Consider the following 14,427-nt stretch of genomic DNA (forward strand, 5'->3'; position numbering starts at 1 on the left):
ATCTCTCCTTTATATACATATATATTAGAATTATTGACTAAGTCTTTTTATTAAATACATCTAAATAGTTTAAAAACTTTATCATTGGGCATATTTATAGAAAAACTATGATTGGAGATAATTTGAATGAAAAATTTAAATAAAAAAATCGGTTTTTTTGGAGAATCTATAGCTAAAGATTATCTTATTAAAAAAGGATATATTATATTAGAAGAAAACTTTATATGTATGAAAGGAGAAGTTGATATTATTACTAAAAAAAATAATATTATTTCCTTTGTAGAAGTTAAAACTAGAAATTTTGATAAGTTTGGCAAACCACTAGAAGCAGTTGATTATTTTAAAAAAAAGAAAATAATCAATGTAGCTTTAGTATATATTCAAAAATATAATTTAAAAGATTATTTTTTTAAATTTGATGTATTAGGAGTAACTATATCTAGGGATGATGTATTAATAAATTTTATAGAAGATGCTTTTAGATTATAAATAATAGAAAGCATCTTGATTAACTTCAAGATGCTTTCTATTATTTCACTCTAATATCCCAAACTAGATAAAAAGCTCGTTCTATGAATTTTGCAGAGGCCATACTCCTTTATGGCCTCTATATGATCCTTTGTTCCATATCCTACATTTTTATTAAATTTATACATAGGATATATTTCATGATATTCCTTCATCAAAGTATCCCTATACACTTTTGCAATTATAGATGCACAAGCTATACTAGCACTTGTAGAATCACCTTTTATAATATGTTTATTTAAAGCACCATTCCAACCTTTAATTTTATATCCATCAGTTAAAATAAGATCTGGTTTAACTTTAAGTCCACCTAAGGCTTGTATAAATATTTCATTATTGCTTACTGCAATACCATTGCTATCTATTTCTGTATTGGAAACTTCAACTATATTATAATCTATAGCAGATTTTTTTATTATGGAACTTAACTCTTCTCTTTTCTTTTCTTTTATTTTTTTAGAGTCATTTATATATGGTATAATTTTATGCAAATCTAAAATTACAGCTGCCCCTACAATTGGACCTGCAAGTGGACCACGTCCTACTTCATCTACGCCGGCTATATATCTAACATTCTTAAAACTCCTATCATAATCATAAAGTTTCTCTACTCTTTGCAGCTCTAATCTGAAATTTCTCTCGATATTTGTCAGCTTTTTATATATATTTTGAATTCCTTTTCTTTGGTCTCTTTTTAATATTAATAAAAATTCATTTAATTCATTATTATTGATATAGGTTTCTATATTATATTCGTATTTGGTAGAAAAATTTTTAACTTCATTCACGGGTAATTTGCTAATGTTTTTAAAATCTATCATTAATATTCACCTTATATTTTAAATTCTATCTAAAGATATACCACCTAGTTTTCCACCTCTAAATTCATCTAACAACATAATTGATACTCTATTATAATCTATTACTCCACCTGCCATAACACATCCACGTTTTTTAGCTATACTTTCCATAGTTTCTAGAGCATTAGGATACACACATTCTAGTTTATATCTTTTTATCAAGTTTTCTGTATAATCCACTTGAAGTTTTTCTACTAATTTTAATGCTAAATCCTCAATATCCATAATCTCATCTTTTATAGCACCTGTAAAAGCAAGATGTAACGCTACTTCTTTATCCTGAAATTTAGGCCATAAAACTCCAGGCGTATCTAAAAGTTCTATACCATATTTAGTTTTTATCCATTGATTACTTTTTGTAACTCCTGGCCTATCGCCGGTTTTAGCAATCTTATTTTTAGCCATTTTATTTATAAAAGATGACTTACCTACATTAGGTATACCAACTACCATAGCTCGAGTTACAATGTTTTGTAAACCTTTCGATTTTAATCTATCATGTTTTTCTTTCAATAATTCATTCAAAGCTGGTTTTATAGCTCTTAAATTGTCTCCAGTAACACTATTACTTTTTAGTACTTTTATATTTCCTTTATTTAAATTGCTTATCCATTGATCCGTTATTTTATCTTCAGCAAGATCATATTTATTAAGTAAAATCAACCTTGGCTTATCTTTACATATGCTGTCTATGTCCGGATTCGCACTGGATTTTACTATTCTAGCATCTCTAATTTCTATAACAACATCTACCAACTTTAAATTTTCTATTAATCCTCTTTTAGCTTTCGCCATATGACCAGGATACCAATTTATCTCCATTAAATCACTACCTTTCATATTAAAAACTATAAAAAAAGGGACTTTACAAGTCCCTTTTAATTATAATCTTTCTCTAACTTTAGCAGCTTTACCAACTCTATCTCTTAAGTAGAATAATTTAGCTCTTCTTACTCTACCTTTTCTTACAACTTCAACTTTGTGTATTACAGGTGAGTTTACTGGAAAAGTTTTTTCAACTCCACAGTTATAAGCTACTCTTCTTACAGTGAAAGTTTCTCTTATTCCACCATTTTGTCTCTTAATAACTGTTCCTTCAAATATTTGGATTCTTTCTTTGTTTCCTTCTTTGATTTTGATATGAACTTTAACAGTGTCTCCAGCGTTGAACTCTGGTAAGTCAGTTCTTAATTGTTCAGCTTCGATTGATTTTATTATTTCTAACATATGTACAACCTCCCGTAAAATATTAGATGTTCATAATCATACTATGTGACAGAGGACCATCCGGAATGCACAAAAATGATTTTATCATAATTATCATTTTTAATCAAGCATTTATATTTAAATCCCTAAGAATTTTCTTATCTTCCTTAGTAAACTTATAATTATTGTAAAGGTCTTTTCTGCATTTTTTTGTTATTTCAATAGATTGAGCTTTTCTCCATTTCCTTATGTTTTCGTGGTGCCCTGATAAAAGAACTGATGGTACAGTATGACCCTCGAAAACTTCCGGTCTAGTATACTGTGGATATTCTAGTAATCCATTATAAAATGATTCATCCTCATAACTCTCAGGTGTAGAAAGGACACCTGGTATTAATCTTGCAATACTATCAACTATAGGTATACATGCAGATTCCCCACCTGTTAATACAAAATCTCCAAGAGAAATTTCTTCGTCTATATATTTTCTTGTTCTTTCATCAATACCTTCATAATGCCCACATAAAAAGATTATTTCCTCTTCGTTTGAAAGTTCTTTAGCTAACCCTTGATTAAAAGTCTTTCCTCGTGGACCAAGATATATAATCTTTCCCTTATTAAATTGCTTTACATATTTTATAGCATCTACTATAGGCTGTGGAGTCATAACCATACCAGCACCACCACCATAAGGATAATCATCTACTTTTTTGTGCTTGTTTTTTGAAAAATGTCTAATATTATGTGTTTTTATGTCTATAATGTTCTTTTCTCTCGCTCTATTTATTATGCTGTAGTCAAACACTGAAAAGTATTCTGGAAATAAAGTCAAGATATCTATTTTCATTACATCCACTCTTTCACTGGCTTTATAATAATTTTACTTTCTTCAATTATAATTTCATTTACAACAGATGCAATAGCCGGAATCAAAACTTCTTCTTTTTCAGACTTTACCCAGTATACGTCATTACTACCTGTTTCAATCACATCATAAACTTCACCTAAAAAGGTCTTTTCTGTATCAAATACTCTGCATCCAATTAAATCAGCTATATAGTATTCTCCTTCGGAAAGTTCTATGCCATCTTCTCTTTTAATAGAAACTTGCTTATTTTTGTACTTCATAACATCTTCAATAGTTTCTATTCCTTCTAATTTAAGAATTACCCTATCAGTTTGAAATTTACAACTTTCTATTTTATATTCTTTACCATCTATTAATATATATGATAACTCTTTAAATCTTTTATGATCATTAGTTAAAGGATAAATTTTCATTTCTCCTCTTACACCATGTGGTTTGGAAATTTGACCTATAACTAAATATTCTTTCAAGAGTACTCCTCCTTTAAAAAAAATTATAAAATAAGAGTTAGGATACCCTAACTCTTATGTATTTAAATTATTTCAACAACTACTCTTTTATTCTCTTTAATTGCAGCAGCCTTAACCACAGTTCTTATAGCCTTAGCTATACGACCTTGCTTACCAATAACCTTACCCATATCTTCTGGGCAAACTTTTAATTCTAATATTATTGATTGTTCACCTGCCACCTCATTAACTTGAACTAACTCTGGATTATCTACTAGTGACTTGGCAATTACTTCTAATAGCTCTTTCACGTGAGATACGCCTCCATTCATTATTTACAGATACCTGCTTTACCAAACAATTTTTTAACTGTTTCAGTAGGTTGAGCTCCATTTTTCACCCATTTAGCTGCTTTTTCTTCATCAACCTTAAAGGTTATAGGTTCAGTTGTCGGGTTATAGTAACCTATTTCTTCTATGAATCTTCCGTCTCTTGGACATCTTGAATCAGCTACAACTACTCTATAGAAAGGAGCTTTTTTAGCACCCATTCTTCTTAATCTTATTTTAACTGCCATGTTTTTTCACCTCCTTAAAAGTGTAATTAATATTTATCAAAAAGGTAAATTACCAAAAAGACCTTTTTTAGCATTCTTTTGGAACCCTTTTGTTTTCTTCATCATCTTCTTAATCATTTCAAAGTCTTTAACAAGTTTATTTACTTGTTGTATAGTCATTCCTGAACCATTTGCTATTCTTCTTTTTCTTGAAGGAGAACTTAATATTGATGGATTCCTTCTCTCCTCTAAAGTCATAGATTTAATAATAGATTCTACTTTTACTAATTCTTTTTCACTTTGACTTAAATCTATTCCTTGAAGTTGTTTTGCTCCAGCACCAGGAATCATTTCTATAAGTTTATTTAAAGGTCCCAATTTCTTCATTTGCTTCATCATAGACAAATAATCTTCGAAATTAACCTCATTGTTTAACATTCTATCGCTAAGTTCCTTAGCTGCATCTTCATCTATGGATTGTTGTGCTTTTTCTATTAAACTAAGAACATCTCCCATGCCAAGTATCCTAGATGCCATTCTATCAGGATAGAATACCTCAAGATCAGACATTTTCTCTCCAACACCGATAAACTTAATTTGCTTTCCAGTAATTGAACCTATAGATAGTGCAGCTCCACCTCTTGTATCTCCATCTAATTTGGTTAATATTACTCCTGTTATATCTAACTTTTCATTAAAACTTTCTGCTACATTAACAGCATCCTGACCTGTCATAGCGTCTACTACAAGTAATATTTCTGATGGTTCTGTCACATCTTTTATATTCTTAAGTTCTTCCATTAGTGTATCATCTATATGAAGTCTTCCAGCTGTATCTATTATTACAACGTTATTTCCATTGCTTTTAGCATGTTCTATAGATGCCTTAGCTATATTCACTGGAGAAACTTTATCTCCCATGGTAAATACAGGAATATCTATTTGTTTTCCAACCACCTGAAGTTGCTTAACTGCTGCTGGTCTATATACATCTCCTGCCACTAATAAAGGTTTCTTATTGGATTTTCTTAGATTTAAAGCTAGTTTACCACACATAGTGGTTTTACCTGCACCTTGTAAACCAACAAGCATAATCACTGTAATTCCCTTTGTGGAGAATTCCAATTTACTTTCTTTGCTTCCCATTAACCCAGTTAACTCTTCATTAACTATTTTAACTACTTGTTGACCCGGAGTTAAGCTCTCTAAAACTTCTTCTCCCATGCATTTTTCACTTACAGTCTTTATGAATTTTTTTACAACTTTATAGTTAACATCTGCTTCTAAAAGTGCAAGTTTTACTTCTCTCATTGCCTCTTTTATATCTTTTTCTGTAAGTTTTCCTTTTCCTTTTAGCTTTTTAATAGCGTCTTGTAACTTTGAGGATAAACCTTCAAATACCATAGAAGAACCTCCTAATTTATTTCCTTCAACTCTATCTCTATATTTCTTACTATTTCACTTACTTTATCTTCTTTTAAATCATAGAGTTTTTTTAAATTTCCCTCTATACTTAATTTTGTATTTTGTAATTTAAAATTTTTTTTCATAAGTTGAAGTTTCTCTTCATATTCATATAATAATTTCTCACATCTTTTAACAGTATCATGAATTGCTTGCCTACTAGTATTAGAGTTCTCACCAATTTCTGATAAGGAAAAATCATTATTGTAATATAAATCCATTATATTTTTTTGTTTTTCTGTAAGTAAGATACCATAAATGTCAAATAAAATGAGTATCTTTGTACGCTTATCCATAAAATCACCTTAAATACGAATTTAATATTAACAGATTAATAACATGGTGTCAAGCATTTTTGCTTAACATATATTTTTATAATAGAGCCTCTACAAATTCATCAGCCTTGAACTTTTGCAAATCTTCCATACCTTCTCCCACTCCAATATATTTAACTGGTATATTGAGAGAATTTTTTATGGAAATAACTATTCCTCCTTTAGCCGTACCATCTAATTTGGTTAAAATTATCCCATTTAGATTGCACACTTCTTTAAACTGTTTGGCCTGTTGAACTGCGTTTTGTCCTGTGGTACCATCTAGCACTAACAAAGTCTCTACATTTTCTGTTCCAAATTCTCTTTCTATTATTCTATTTATTTTCCCAAGTTCATCCATAAGATTCTTTTTATTATGTAATCTTCCAGCTGTATCACAAATTAATACATCCACATTACGTGCCCTACTAGCTTGAATAGAGTCAAAAACTACAGCCCCTGGATCTGCACCTTCTTGATGTTTGATAATATCCACGCCCACTCTGTTACTCCAAACTTCAAGTTGGTCTATTGCTGCCGCCCTAAAAGTATCTGCAGCTGCAAGTAAAACTTTTTTTCCATTTTCTTTATATCTATGAGCTATCTTGCCTATAGATGTAGTTTTACCTACTCCATTGACACCTATAACAAGTATAATTTTAGGGAATTTTTCTTCCCCAACTTCTCTTTCTTGTAAAATTTCTTTTAGTACTTGTTTTAAACATGGTTTTACTTCTGCTGGATCCTTGACTTTTTCTTCTTTTATTTTTACTTTTAATTTTTCAATAACATCTAAGGTTGTTTCAACACCTAAGTCTGATGTTATTAACGCCTCTTCTAGTTCCTCATACATATCATCATCAATTTTTACTGCTAAATTTAAAACCTCTGTAACCTTATCAGTGAAATTGTCCCTAGTTTTTGTTAATCCTTCCTTCAGTTTATCAAAAAATTTTCCAAACATATTACAGCACCACCTTAAGCTTTTTTGTTTTTATTTAAATCCACGGAAACTATTTTAGAAACTCCCTTTTCTTCCATTGTGATACCATAAAGAGCATCACTAACTTCCATAGTACCTTTTCTATGGGTTATTACTATAAATTGTATTCTATCAGAAAACCTTTTTAAAAATTCTGCATAACGGCTGACATTAGCATCATCTAAAGCTGCTTCTATTTCATCTAATATACAAAATGGAGTGGGTTTCATCTTTAATATTGAAAACAGAAGAGCAATGGCAGATAATACTTTTTCTCCTCCAGACATCAAATTTATATTTTGGAGCTTTTTTCCTGGAGGTTGAACATTTATATCTATCTTACCATTTAATTCATCACCATCAGATAGGATTAGAGATGCGCTTCCACCTTTGAATAGGACCCTAAAAGTTTCGTGAAAAGTTTGATTTAGTTTTTCAAAGTTTTCTTTAAATATTTCTCTCATTCTTAGAGTCATCTCTTCTATAACGTTAATTATTTTTTCCTTAGAAGCTTCCATATCCTCTTTTTGTTCATTCATAAAAGAATACTTTTCTTTAACTTCTCTATATTCTTCAATAGAACCAACATTAACAATACCTAACTTATTAATATTATGCTTTAATTTATCAATATTATTTTTTGTACTATTTACATCTATATCCTCTATTTTATAATCTATAGCTTGTGCATAGGTTAAATCATACTCTTCATTAAGTCTTTGCAACATAGTTTCATACTCTGTTTCAAACCTTGTGAGATTCATTAGAATCTTGTTTAATTCTCTATTAATCTTCTCTTCTTCTAAGGATAAATTCTCTAAATTAGAAGTTGTTTCTTTAATATTCTTTTTCAACTTAATTCTAAAAACTTCTTCTTCTTTAGAGTTTTCTTCGTACTTTTCAATGCTTTTTTCTAAGTTCCTGATAGCTTCTTTATTAATATTTATTTCATCCTTATATTTAATTAAATTATTACTACTGTCTCTAACATTTAAAGAGATTTCTTCCAAATCCTTATGTTTAAATTTTATACTTTCATCTAGTTCTTTAAACTTATTTTCTTTATTTATAAGATTTTCCTTAAGTGTCGCTAAATCAATTCTCCTTTGAACTACTTCTTCTTTTATACTCTCTATGTCACCATTATAGTTCAATAATCCATCTTCCAGAAGCTTAATACACCCTATTATCTTTTCTTTTTCTAACTTTGAATCTTTAAGACTTACTTCAAGAAAATTTAAATTATTTTTATATACGTTTATTTTAGAAGTATATACTTGTATATCAGATTCTAATTGTAAAAGAGAATTTTTGCATCTTCCTTCATCTTCTTTAAGAGAATTTATTCGTTCCTTTAACTTTATTAATTCTATATTTTCACCATGAAGAGCATCCCTTAAATTCAAATTATGCTCATCTAACTCATATATACTTTTATTATACTCCTCTATATTAAGATTAATATCTTTAAGTTCTATATGGATATTTTGAATTTTATTTTCTAATTCCTCTATTTCTCTTTTTCTACTAATTACATTTGTACCTTTGTTATAAATACTTCCACCAGTAAGAGAACCCCCTACATTTATAACTTCACCTGAAAGAGTTACTATCCTGTTGCTATATGAGATTTCTTTGGCAATTGCTAAAGCACAATCCATATTTTCTGCTATAATTATATTTCCTAGCACGAATTCTATAGCATTTTTAAATTTTATATTATAACTTATAAGGTTACTCGCTCTACCAACATAACCCTTTAGATACAAATGTTCTATTTTAGAACTAATATTCTTACTTTTAACTATATTTAAGGGTAAGAATGTTGCTCTACCCAATTTTTTATCTTTTAAATAATTAATTAGTAGTTTAGCATCATATTCTGTTTCTGTAATTATATTAGAAATCGCAGCTCCAAGTGCTACCTCTATAGCAGATTCATATTCTTTAGGAACTTTTAATATTTCTCCTAGAACGTATGCTTTTTTCACATCCTTAATATAATTTTTATCTACATGATCCATAAGATTCCTTACTGCTTTATTATACCCCTCGTATTGTTTTTCTAAATTAGATAAAATATTAAAATTAGCATCTAATTTGTTTAAATCATTACTTTTGGATTTATATTTGTTTTCTTCATGAGTAAGTTTATTTCTAAATACACTTATTTCTTTAGTACTTTGCTTTATATTTTCTTCGCATAAAATAATTTTATCATTTACCTTATTATACTCTTCCTCTAATCTTATTCTTGTATTATTATTAATCTTAATTAAATTAGCAGTGTTTTCAATACTTTCTTTTATTTCATTTATCTTGTCTAATAAGAGTTTAACTTCTCTATCTAAATTGTCTTTATCTCTTTCTTCTTTTGCGTTCTTTTCTATTATAGAGTTTAACTGTTCTTTGAAAGAAAAAATATTATTGTTATTTTCTTTTAAAGACCCTTCTATTTTAGAGAGCTCTTGTTCATAATGGTTCAACTCTTCTTCTAGTATCTCTTTTTTTAATTTAAAATCTTTGATTTCTATTTCTAAATCTAATTTTTTATCTAATATATCTTTAAGTTCTTCCTCTAACCTCTTTATATCCTCATAGTATTTGGATATAACAAAATCCGAATTTTTTATCTTTTCCTCAATTACTTTTATTTTTGTTTCAAACTCACTTATACTAGCCTTACATTGATAGTATTCTTCTCTATTAGCTTTATTTTTTTCTTCCTGTTCTTCTAAAAGAAAATTTTGTTTTTCTAGCTCTATTTTTAATATATTTTTTTTATCAAGAAGCTTTCCCATTTCATTTTCTCTTTGTTTGTTTTCATCCTTGAAGTTATTTATTTTAACTTCTATGCCTTCTATAGTATGTATTATTAGGGCTAGATCTTTTTCTTTAAGTTCTTGTGATAAATTTAAAAACTGTTTAGCCTTTTCCATTTCAATTTTTAATGGTTCTAATCTTTCTTCATAGGTATTTAATATATCCTTTATTCTGACCAAATTAGAATTAGTTGATTCTAGTTTTTTCTCAGCCTCTTCTTTTCTGTTTTTAAATTTAACGATACCAGCTGCTTCTTCAAGTAGGGTTCTTCTTTCCTCTGGCTTTCCACTTAATATAGCATCTATTTTACCTTGTCCAATAATAGAATATCCTTCTTTTCCTATTCCTGTATCCATAAATAATTCTTGTATATCTTTAAGTCTACATTTAGTGTTATTAATTAAGTATTCACTTTCCCCAGAACGATAAAGCCTTCTTGTGACCTTAACCTCAGAATAGTTTATTTTAAGTTCTTCATCCTCATTGTTTAAAGTAAGAGATACTTGTGCAAGACCCACAGGTTTTCTAAACTCAGTACCTATGAAAATAACATCTTCCATCTTAGTCCCTCTAAGATTTTTTATACTCTGCTCTCCTAAAACCCATCTTACAGCATCGGAAATATTACTTTTTCCGCTACCATTAGGTCCTACAACTGAAGTAATACCTTTCTTAAAATGTAATTCAGTTTTATCAGCAAAAGATTTAAAACCTCTTACCTCTATCGATTTAAGGAACATACACTCATCTCTCCTAATATTATCTAATCAAAACTGATAAAAAAGTTACTGTTACAAAAACAATTAAAATCACAATTGCGAATATTTGTGTCTTTTTTTCTCTTTCTTTTTTATTCATAGAAACACCTCTTAAAATTTAATTATTTCCATTATATAAGTTTATTATATTTATGTAAAAATATCAATTGAATATATCTAAAATTAAAAAACCGTGATATCACGGTTTTTTAATTTATTAATTATAAATTATATAATTCATACTTTATAGATAGGAATTTTCAATTTCTAGAGCTTTCTCTTTTAGAAACGTCCTGTATGATATCATGTAAGTATAGCTATCTATATTAATCTTAACCTCATCTAAAGACATATTAGTATCTTGTATTACTTTTAATTCCTTTAAATCATATTTATCTTTATATTTATTAAAGTAATACTTTTTATTAGAATATAGTTTAGATATATTCTTGGGGTTTATTGTTAAAATCATTTTATCCTTAACAGACCTTTCTAATACTTTAGAAAATATAGCTTCATTTAAAAGACTACTCTCCATAAGTTCCCTATAGGCTGGATGAAAAGGACCAGATACTAGTTCAGCATCCTCATTTATATCTTCTGTGGGCTGTAGTCCAACCCTAACTACATTTATATTATTACTTACAAATACACTATAAATAGCTTTACATATATTTATGGATTCATAAAGGCTATAGGGTTTATAATCCCCTCTTTCAAGCATAGTTTCCATAGGAGTATCTTTTATTACTAAAGATGGATATATTCTAGCTATAGTAGGTTTAATCTCTACAACTTTTAATGCAGTTAATATATCTTTTTTCATATTATCTCCAGGTAATCCTAACATTATCTGAATACCTAATGTGAAATTAAAACTTTTTATTAATCTACTAGCTAGATATACTTGATCTTCAGAGTGCCCTCTTCCTGAAAGTCTTAATACATCCTCATCTAAAGACTGTACTCCAAGTTCGATTATATCTACGGAATATTTTTTTAATAAACTTAACTTTTCTATATCTATGTAATCTGGTCTTGTAGACAATCTAATATATTTTATTAGACCTGAATTTTTATATTTATATGCTACTTTCAATAATTCTTCTTGCAAATCCACAGGTATAGCCGTAAAGGTACCACCAAAGAATGAAATTTCTATTATAGCATCTTCACTTCTTTTATTATTTATAGTTTTTAGAAATTCTTTTATAATATTTTCTGCTTTAGAAGAATTTAAAATCTCTTCACTTGTTTCTTTTAAATGCTTCTTACCTGTGATTGTGTTTTGATTACAAAACACACAGTTATGAGGACATCCTATATGCGGAACAAATATAGGTATAATATAATGGTTTCTACTCATATAGTTTCTCCATCTCTAAAATAACTTCCTTTGCTGCATTTTGTTCTGCTTCTTTTTTACTATATCCACTGCCTTTTCCAGAAGACTTACCATTTATGACTACTTCCACATGAAATATTGGTCTATGAGGTGGTCCCTCACAGGATGTTAAATTATACGAAATACTGACCTCTCCATTTTTTTGAAGTAATTCTTGAAGCTTTGTTTTATAATCTAGTATAATTTGGTTTTTTATAGCTCTTTCTATTGTAGCCATAAAATTATCTAGTATAAACTTTCTTGTGAACTTTAAACCTTTATCTAAATATACGGCTGCAATAATAGCTTCTACACAATCCGCTAAAATAGAGTTTCTCGTCCTTCCACCAGTTTGTTCCTCACCTTTACTCATAATAATAAATTTTCCTAAATCCCACTTTTGAGCTATTTCATGTAAAGAACTTTCGCAGACAATAGTAGCCCTTATCTTTGTAAGCTCTCCCTCTAATTTATCTTTACAGTTTATATATAAATACTCAGATATAATTAATTCTAAAACTGCATCTCCTAGATATTCCAATCGTTCATTATAAGATATATTCTTTCTCTGGTTTGCGTAGGAACTATGTGTTAAAGCCGTTCTTAATAATGATTTATTGTGAAAGTCTATGGCAATTATTTTTTCAAGTTCATTAATTGCACTTTTTTTTTGCATGATTTTTTAACTCCTTTAGTATATATTTAAATAAATTTAGTCCCGCAATGCGGGACTGTTTTATTCTTCAACACAAGATTTTATGTATTCCACTACATCTCCTACTGTTTTAACATTTTCAGCTGATTCATCAGGTATTTCTATATCAAATTCTTCTTCTAAAGCCATTATAAATTCAACTACGTCTAATGAGTCTGCTCCTAAATCATCAACGAAAGATGCTTCCATAGTTACCTCATCCTCATTTACACTTAATTGATCTACTATAATATCCTTTACCTTTTCAAAAATCATACTGTCGCCTCCAATTTAATAGTATTCTTTTTTGTTTATAAATAAATATTAATGGTTTTATACTTATTTATCAACTACTTTTTATAAATTATATTATACTTTATTATCTTTTGTATATTTATATGTATTATTCTTAAAATTATTTCTTATATTTTTACTTTATATCGTCTTTTTTATTTATATTTTCTATGGATTCTTTTATGCTTTCTACAACATTATTATCATAGAAAAATTTTGCTTGTCTTATAGCATTCTTGAAGGCTTTAGAATCCGAACTACCATGAGCCTTTACACATATTCCTTTTACTCCTAGGAAAGCAGCTCCACCAACTTCTTCATAATTAAAGTCTTTTTTAAACTTTAAAAATACAGGTTTTAAAATCATTCCACCTATTTTTGTTCTAAATGATGACATTATATTTTCCTTTAGTGTAGATAATAGTGTACTTGCAACGCCCTCATACATTTTTAATATAGTGTTTCCCACAAAACCATCACAAACTAAAACGTTAGTATCGCCTTTTGGTATATCTCTAGGTTCAATATTACCAACGAAATTTAAATTCGCTTCCTTTAATAATTTATATGTTTCTTTTGTGAGTTCATTTCCTTTCTCTTCTTCAACACCAATATTTACAAGTCCCACAGATGGATTTTTAACTTTTAAAATTTTTTCAAAGTACACTTTTCCCATTAATGCAAATTGTACTAAATTATTAGGCTTACAGTCAACATTGGCACCACAATCTACAATCATAAACTTACCATTCTTTCCTGGCATAACTGGTGCAAAAGTGGGCCTATCAATACCTTTTATTCTACCTATAATTAGTGTAGCTCCTGTTAGTAATGCCCCGGTACTCCCTGCAGATAAAACTGCATCAGCCTTGCCTTCTCTGACTAAATATAAAGCTTTACATAAAGAAGAATTCTTTTTCTTTCTAATAGCCATAGCTGGATGTTCATTATTACTTATAACCTCTTCAGCATTTAAAACTTCAATTCTTCCACTATCGTATTTATACTTTTTAAGTTCATCTTTAATTCTTTCTTCAGGTCCTGTAATTATAATTTTAACTCCAGTATACTCTAAAGCCTCAACACAACCCTTAACTACTTCTTGAGGACTATTATCTCCACCCATTCCATCTACTGCTATAATCATATATTAACCTCACTTTATACTAATATAAATTCATATAAATATTATATCACAATTTTTGTTAATTTATAAAATATAAAAATAAAAGAAAGTCTTTCGACTT

The 14,427-nt window shown here is 28.6% G+C and carries 16 protein-coding genes; 1 reads left to right on the forward strand and 15 read right to left on the reverse strand.

Features of this window, described 5'->3' with window-relative positions; translation table 11 throughout:
- Nucleotides 1-126: 126 nt before the first annotated feature.
- Complete coding sequence (locus FGL08_RS07270; protein WP_138210157.1) at nt 127-489, forward strand: YraN family protein; 363 nt, start codon at nt 127-129, stop codon at nt 487-489.
- Between the two features lie 50 nt (nt 490-539).
- Here FGL08_RS07270 and rnhB read toward each other — a convergent pair whose 3' ends face one another.
- From rnhB to plsX, 15 genes are all read right to left on the reverse strand, one after another.
- Nucleotides 540-1,349, reverse strand: coding sequence for a ribonuclease HII (rnhB, locus tag FGL08_RS07275; RefSeq protein ID WP_138210158.1), 810 nt, complete (start codon nt 1,347-1,349; stop codon nt 540-542).
- A gap of 18 nt (nt 1,350-1,367) precedes the next feature.
- A complete protein-coding gene (gene ylqF / locus FGL08_RS07280; protein ID WP_138211293.1) occupies nt 1,368-2,210 on the reverse strand; it encodes a ribosome biogenesis GTPase YlqF in 843 nt (280 codons plus the stop codon).
- Nucleotides 2,211-2,270: 60 nt separating this feature from the next.
- Nucleotides 2,271-2,615, reverse strand: a complete 345-nt coding sequence (rplS, locus tag FGL08_RS07285) for a 50S ribosomal protein L19 (RefSeq protein ID WP_138210159.1) — start codon at nt 2,613-2,615, stop codon at nt 2,271-2,273.
- 103 nt (nt 2,616-2,718) lie between these two features.
- Complete coding sequence (gene trmD / locus FGL08_RS07290; RefSeq protein ID WP_138210160.1) at nt 2,719-3,441, reverse strand: tRNA (guanosine(37)-N1)-methyltransferase TrmD; 723 nt, start codon at nt 3,439-3,441, stop codon at nt 2,719-2,721.
- Nucleotides 3,441-3,932 carry a ribosome maturation factor RimM gene (rimM, locus tag FGL08_RS07295; protein ID WP_138210161.1) on the reverse strand — a complete coding sequence of 164 codons (492 nt, stop codon included), beginning with the start codon at nt 3,930-3,932 and terminating at the stop codon, nt 3,441-3,443. Before rimM ends, trmD begins: the two co-directional genes overlap by 1 nt.
- Before the next feature lie 62 nt (nt 3,933-3,994).
- Nucleotides 3,995-4,222, reverse strand: coding sequence for a KH domain-containing protein (locus FGL08_RS07300; RefSeq protein ID WP_138210162.1), 228 nt, complete (start codon nt 4,220-4,222; stop codon nt 3,995-3,997).
- Between the two features lie 20 nt (nt 4,223-4,242).
- Nucleotides 4,243-4,488 (reverse strand): 30S ribosomal protein S16, encoded by a 246-nt coding sequence (gene rpsP, locus FGL08_RS07305; RefSeq protein WP_138210163.1) that lies wholly within the window; start codon nt 4,486-4,488, stop codon nt 4,243-4,245.
- Nucleotides 4,489-4,524: 36 nt separating this feature from the next.
- Nucleotides 4,525-5,871, reverse strand: coding sequence for a signal recognition particle protein (gene ffh, locus FGL08_RS07310; RefSeq protein ID WP_138210164.1), 1,347 nt, complete (start codon nt 5,869-5,871; stop codon nt 4,525-4,527).
- Between the two features lie 11 nt (nt 5,872-5,882).
- The gene (locus FGL08_RS07315; RefSeq protein WP_138210165.1) at nt 5,883-6,227 is read right to left on the reverse strand and encodes a putative DNA-binding protein; all 345 of its coding nucleotides are present in this window, start codon (nt 6,225-6,227) and stop codon (nt 5,883-5,885) included.
- Nucleotides 6,228-6,303: 76 nt separating this feature from the next.
- Nucleotides 6,304-7,209, reverse strand: coding sequence for a signal recognition particle-docking protein FtsY (gene ftsY, locus FGL08_RS07320; protein WP_138210166.1), 906 nt, complete (start codon nt 7,207-7,209; stop codon nt 6,304-6,306).
- 14 nt (nt 7,210-7,223) lie between these two features.
- The gene (smc, locus tag FGL08_RS07325) at nt 7,224-10,790 is read right to left on the reverse strand and encodes a chromosome segregation protein SMC (protein WP_138210167.1); all 3,567 of its coding nucleotides are present in this window, start codon (nt 10,788-10,790) and stop codon (nt 7,224-7,226) included.
- 262 nt (nt 10,791-11,052) lie between these two features.
- Nucleotides 11,053-12,174 (reverse strand): elongator complex protein 3, encoded by a 1,122-nt coding sequence (locus FGL08_RS07330; protein ID WP_138210168.1) that lies wholly within the window; start codon nt 12,172-12,174, stop codon nt 11,053-11,055.
- A complete protein-coding gene (rnc, locus tag FGL08_RS07335) occupies nt 12,167-12,868 on the reverse strand; it encodes a ribonuclease III (RefSeq protein WP_138210169.1) in 702 nt (233 codons plus the stop codon). The genes FGL08_RS07330 and rnc overlap by 8 nt, the downstream gene beginning before the upstream one ends.
- 60 nt (nt 12,869-12,928) lie before the next feature.
- The gene (gene acpP, locus FGL08_RS07340; RefSeq protein WP_138210170.1) at nt 12,929-13,162 is read right to left on the reverse strand and encodes an acyl carrier protein; all 234 of its coding nucleotides are present in this window, start codon (nt 13,160-13,162) and stop codon (nt 12,929-12,931) included.
- Between the two features lie 154 nt (nt 13,163-13,316).
- Entirely contained in the window at nt 13,317-14,327 is a 1,011-nt protein-coding gene (gene plsX, locus FGL08_RS07345) for a phosphate acyltransferase PlsX (RefSeq protein ID WP_138210171.1), read from the reverse strand.
- Nucleotides 14,328-14,427: the final 100 nt, after the last annotated feature.

It is taken from the genome of Hathewaya histolytica (genome assembly GCF_901482605.1).
GTDB classification, from domain to species: domain Bacteria; phylum Bacillota; class Clostridia; order Clostridiales; family Clostridiaceae; genus Hathewaya; species Hathewaya histolytica.

Excerpts from the sequence above, each read along its gene's own strand:
- trmD (WP_138210160.1), bottom strand. The coding sequence starts at position 3,441 with ATGAAAATAGATATCTTGACTTTATTTCCAGAATACTTTTCAGTGTTT.
- ftsY (WP_138210166.1), bottom strand. The coding sequence starts at position 7,209 with ATGTTTGGAAAATTTTTTGATAAACTGAAGGAAGGATTAACAAAAACT.
- ffh (WP_138210164.1), bottom strand. The coding sequence starts at position 5,871 with ATGGTATTTGAAGGTTTATCCTCAAAGTTACAAGACGCTATTAAAAAG.
- ylqF (WP_138211293.1), bottom strand. The coding sequence starts at position 2,210 with ATGGAGATAAATTGGTATCCTGGTCATATGGCGAAAGCTAAAAGAGGA.
- rnhB (WP_138210158.1), bottom strand. The coding sequence starts at position 1,349 with ATGATAGATTTTAAAAACATTAGCAAATTACCCGTGAATGAAGTTAAA.
- rnc (WP_138210169.1), bottom strand. The coding sequence starts at position 12,868 with ATGCAAAAAAAAAGTGCAATTAATGAACTTGAAAAAATAATTGCCATA.
- rpsP (WP_138210163.1), bottom strand. The coding sequence starts at position 4,488 with ATGGCAGTTAAAATAAGATTAAGAAGAATGGGTGCTAAAAAAGCTCCT.
- smc (WP_138210167.1), bottom strand. The coding sequence starts at position 10,790 with ATGTTCCTTAAATCGATAGAGGTAAGAGGTTTTAAATCTTTTGCTGAT.
- rplS (WP_138210159.1), bottom strand. The coding sequence starts at position 2,615 with ATGTTAGAAATAATAAAATCAATCGAAGCTGAACAATTAAGAACTGAC.
- acpP (WP_138210170.1), bottom strand. The coding sequence starts at position 13,162 with ATGATTTTTGAAAAGGTAAAGGATATTATAGTAGATCAATTAAGTGTA.
- plsX (WP_138210171.1), bottom strand. The coding sequence starts at position 14,327 with ATGATTATAGCAGTAGATGGAATGGGTGGAGATAATAGTCCTCAAGAA.
- FGL08_RS07330 (WP_138210168.1), bottom strand. The coding sequence starts at position 12,174 with ATGAGTAGAAACCATTATATTATACCTATATTTGTTCCGCATATAGGA.
- FGL08_RS07270 (WP_138210157.1), top strand. The coding sequence starts at position 127 with ATGAAAAATTTAAATAAAAAAATCGGTTTTTTTGGAGAATCTATAGCT.
- FGL08_RS07315 (WP_138210165.1), bottom strand. The coding sequence starts at position 6,227 with ATGGATAAGCGTACAAAGATACTCATTTTATTTGACATTTATGGTATC.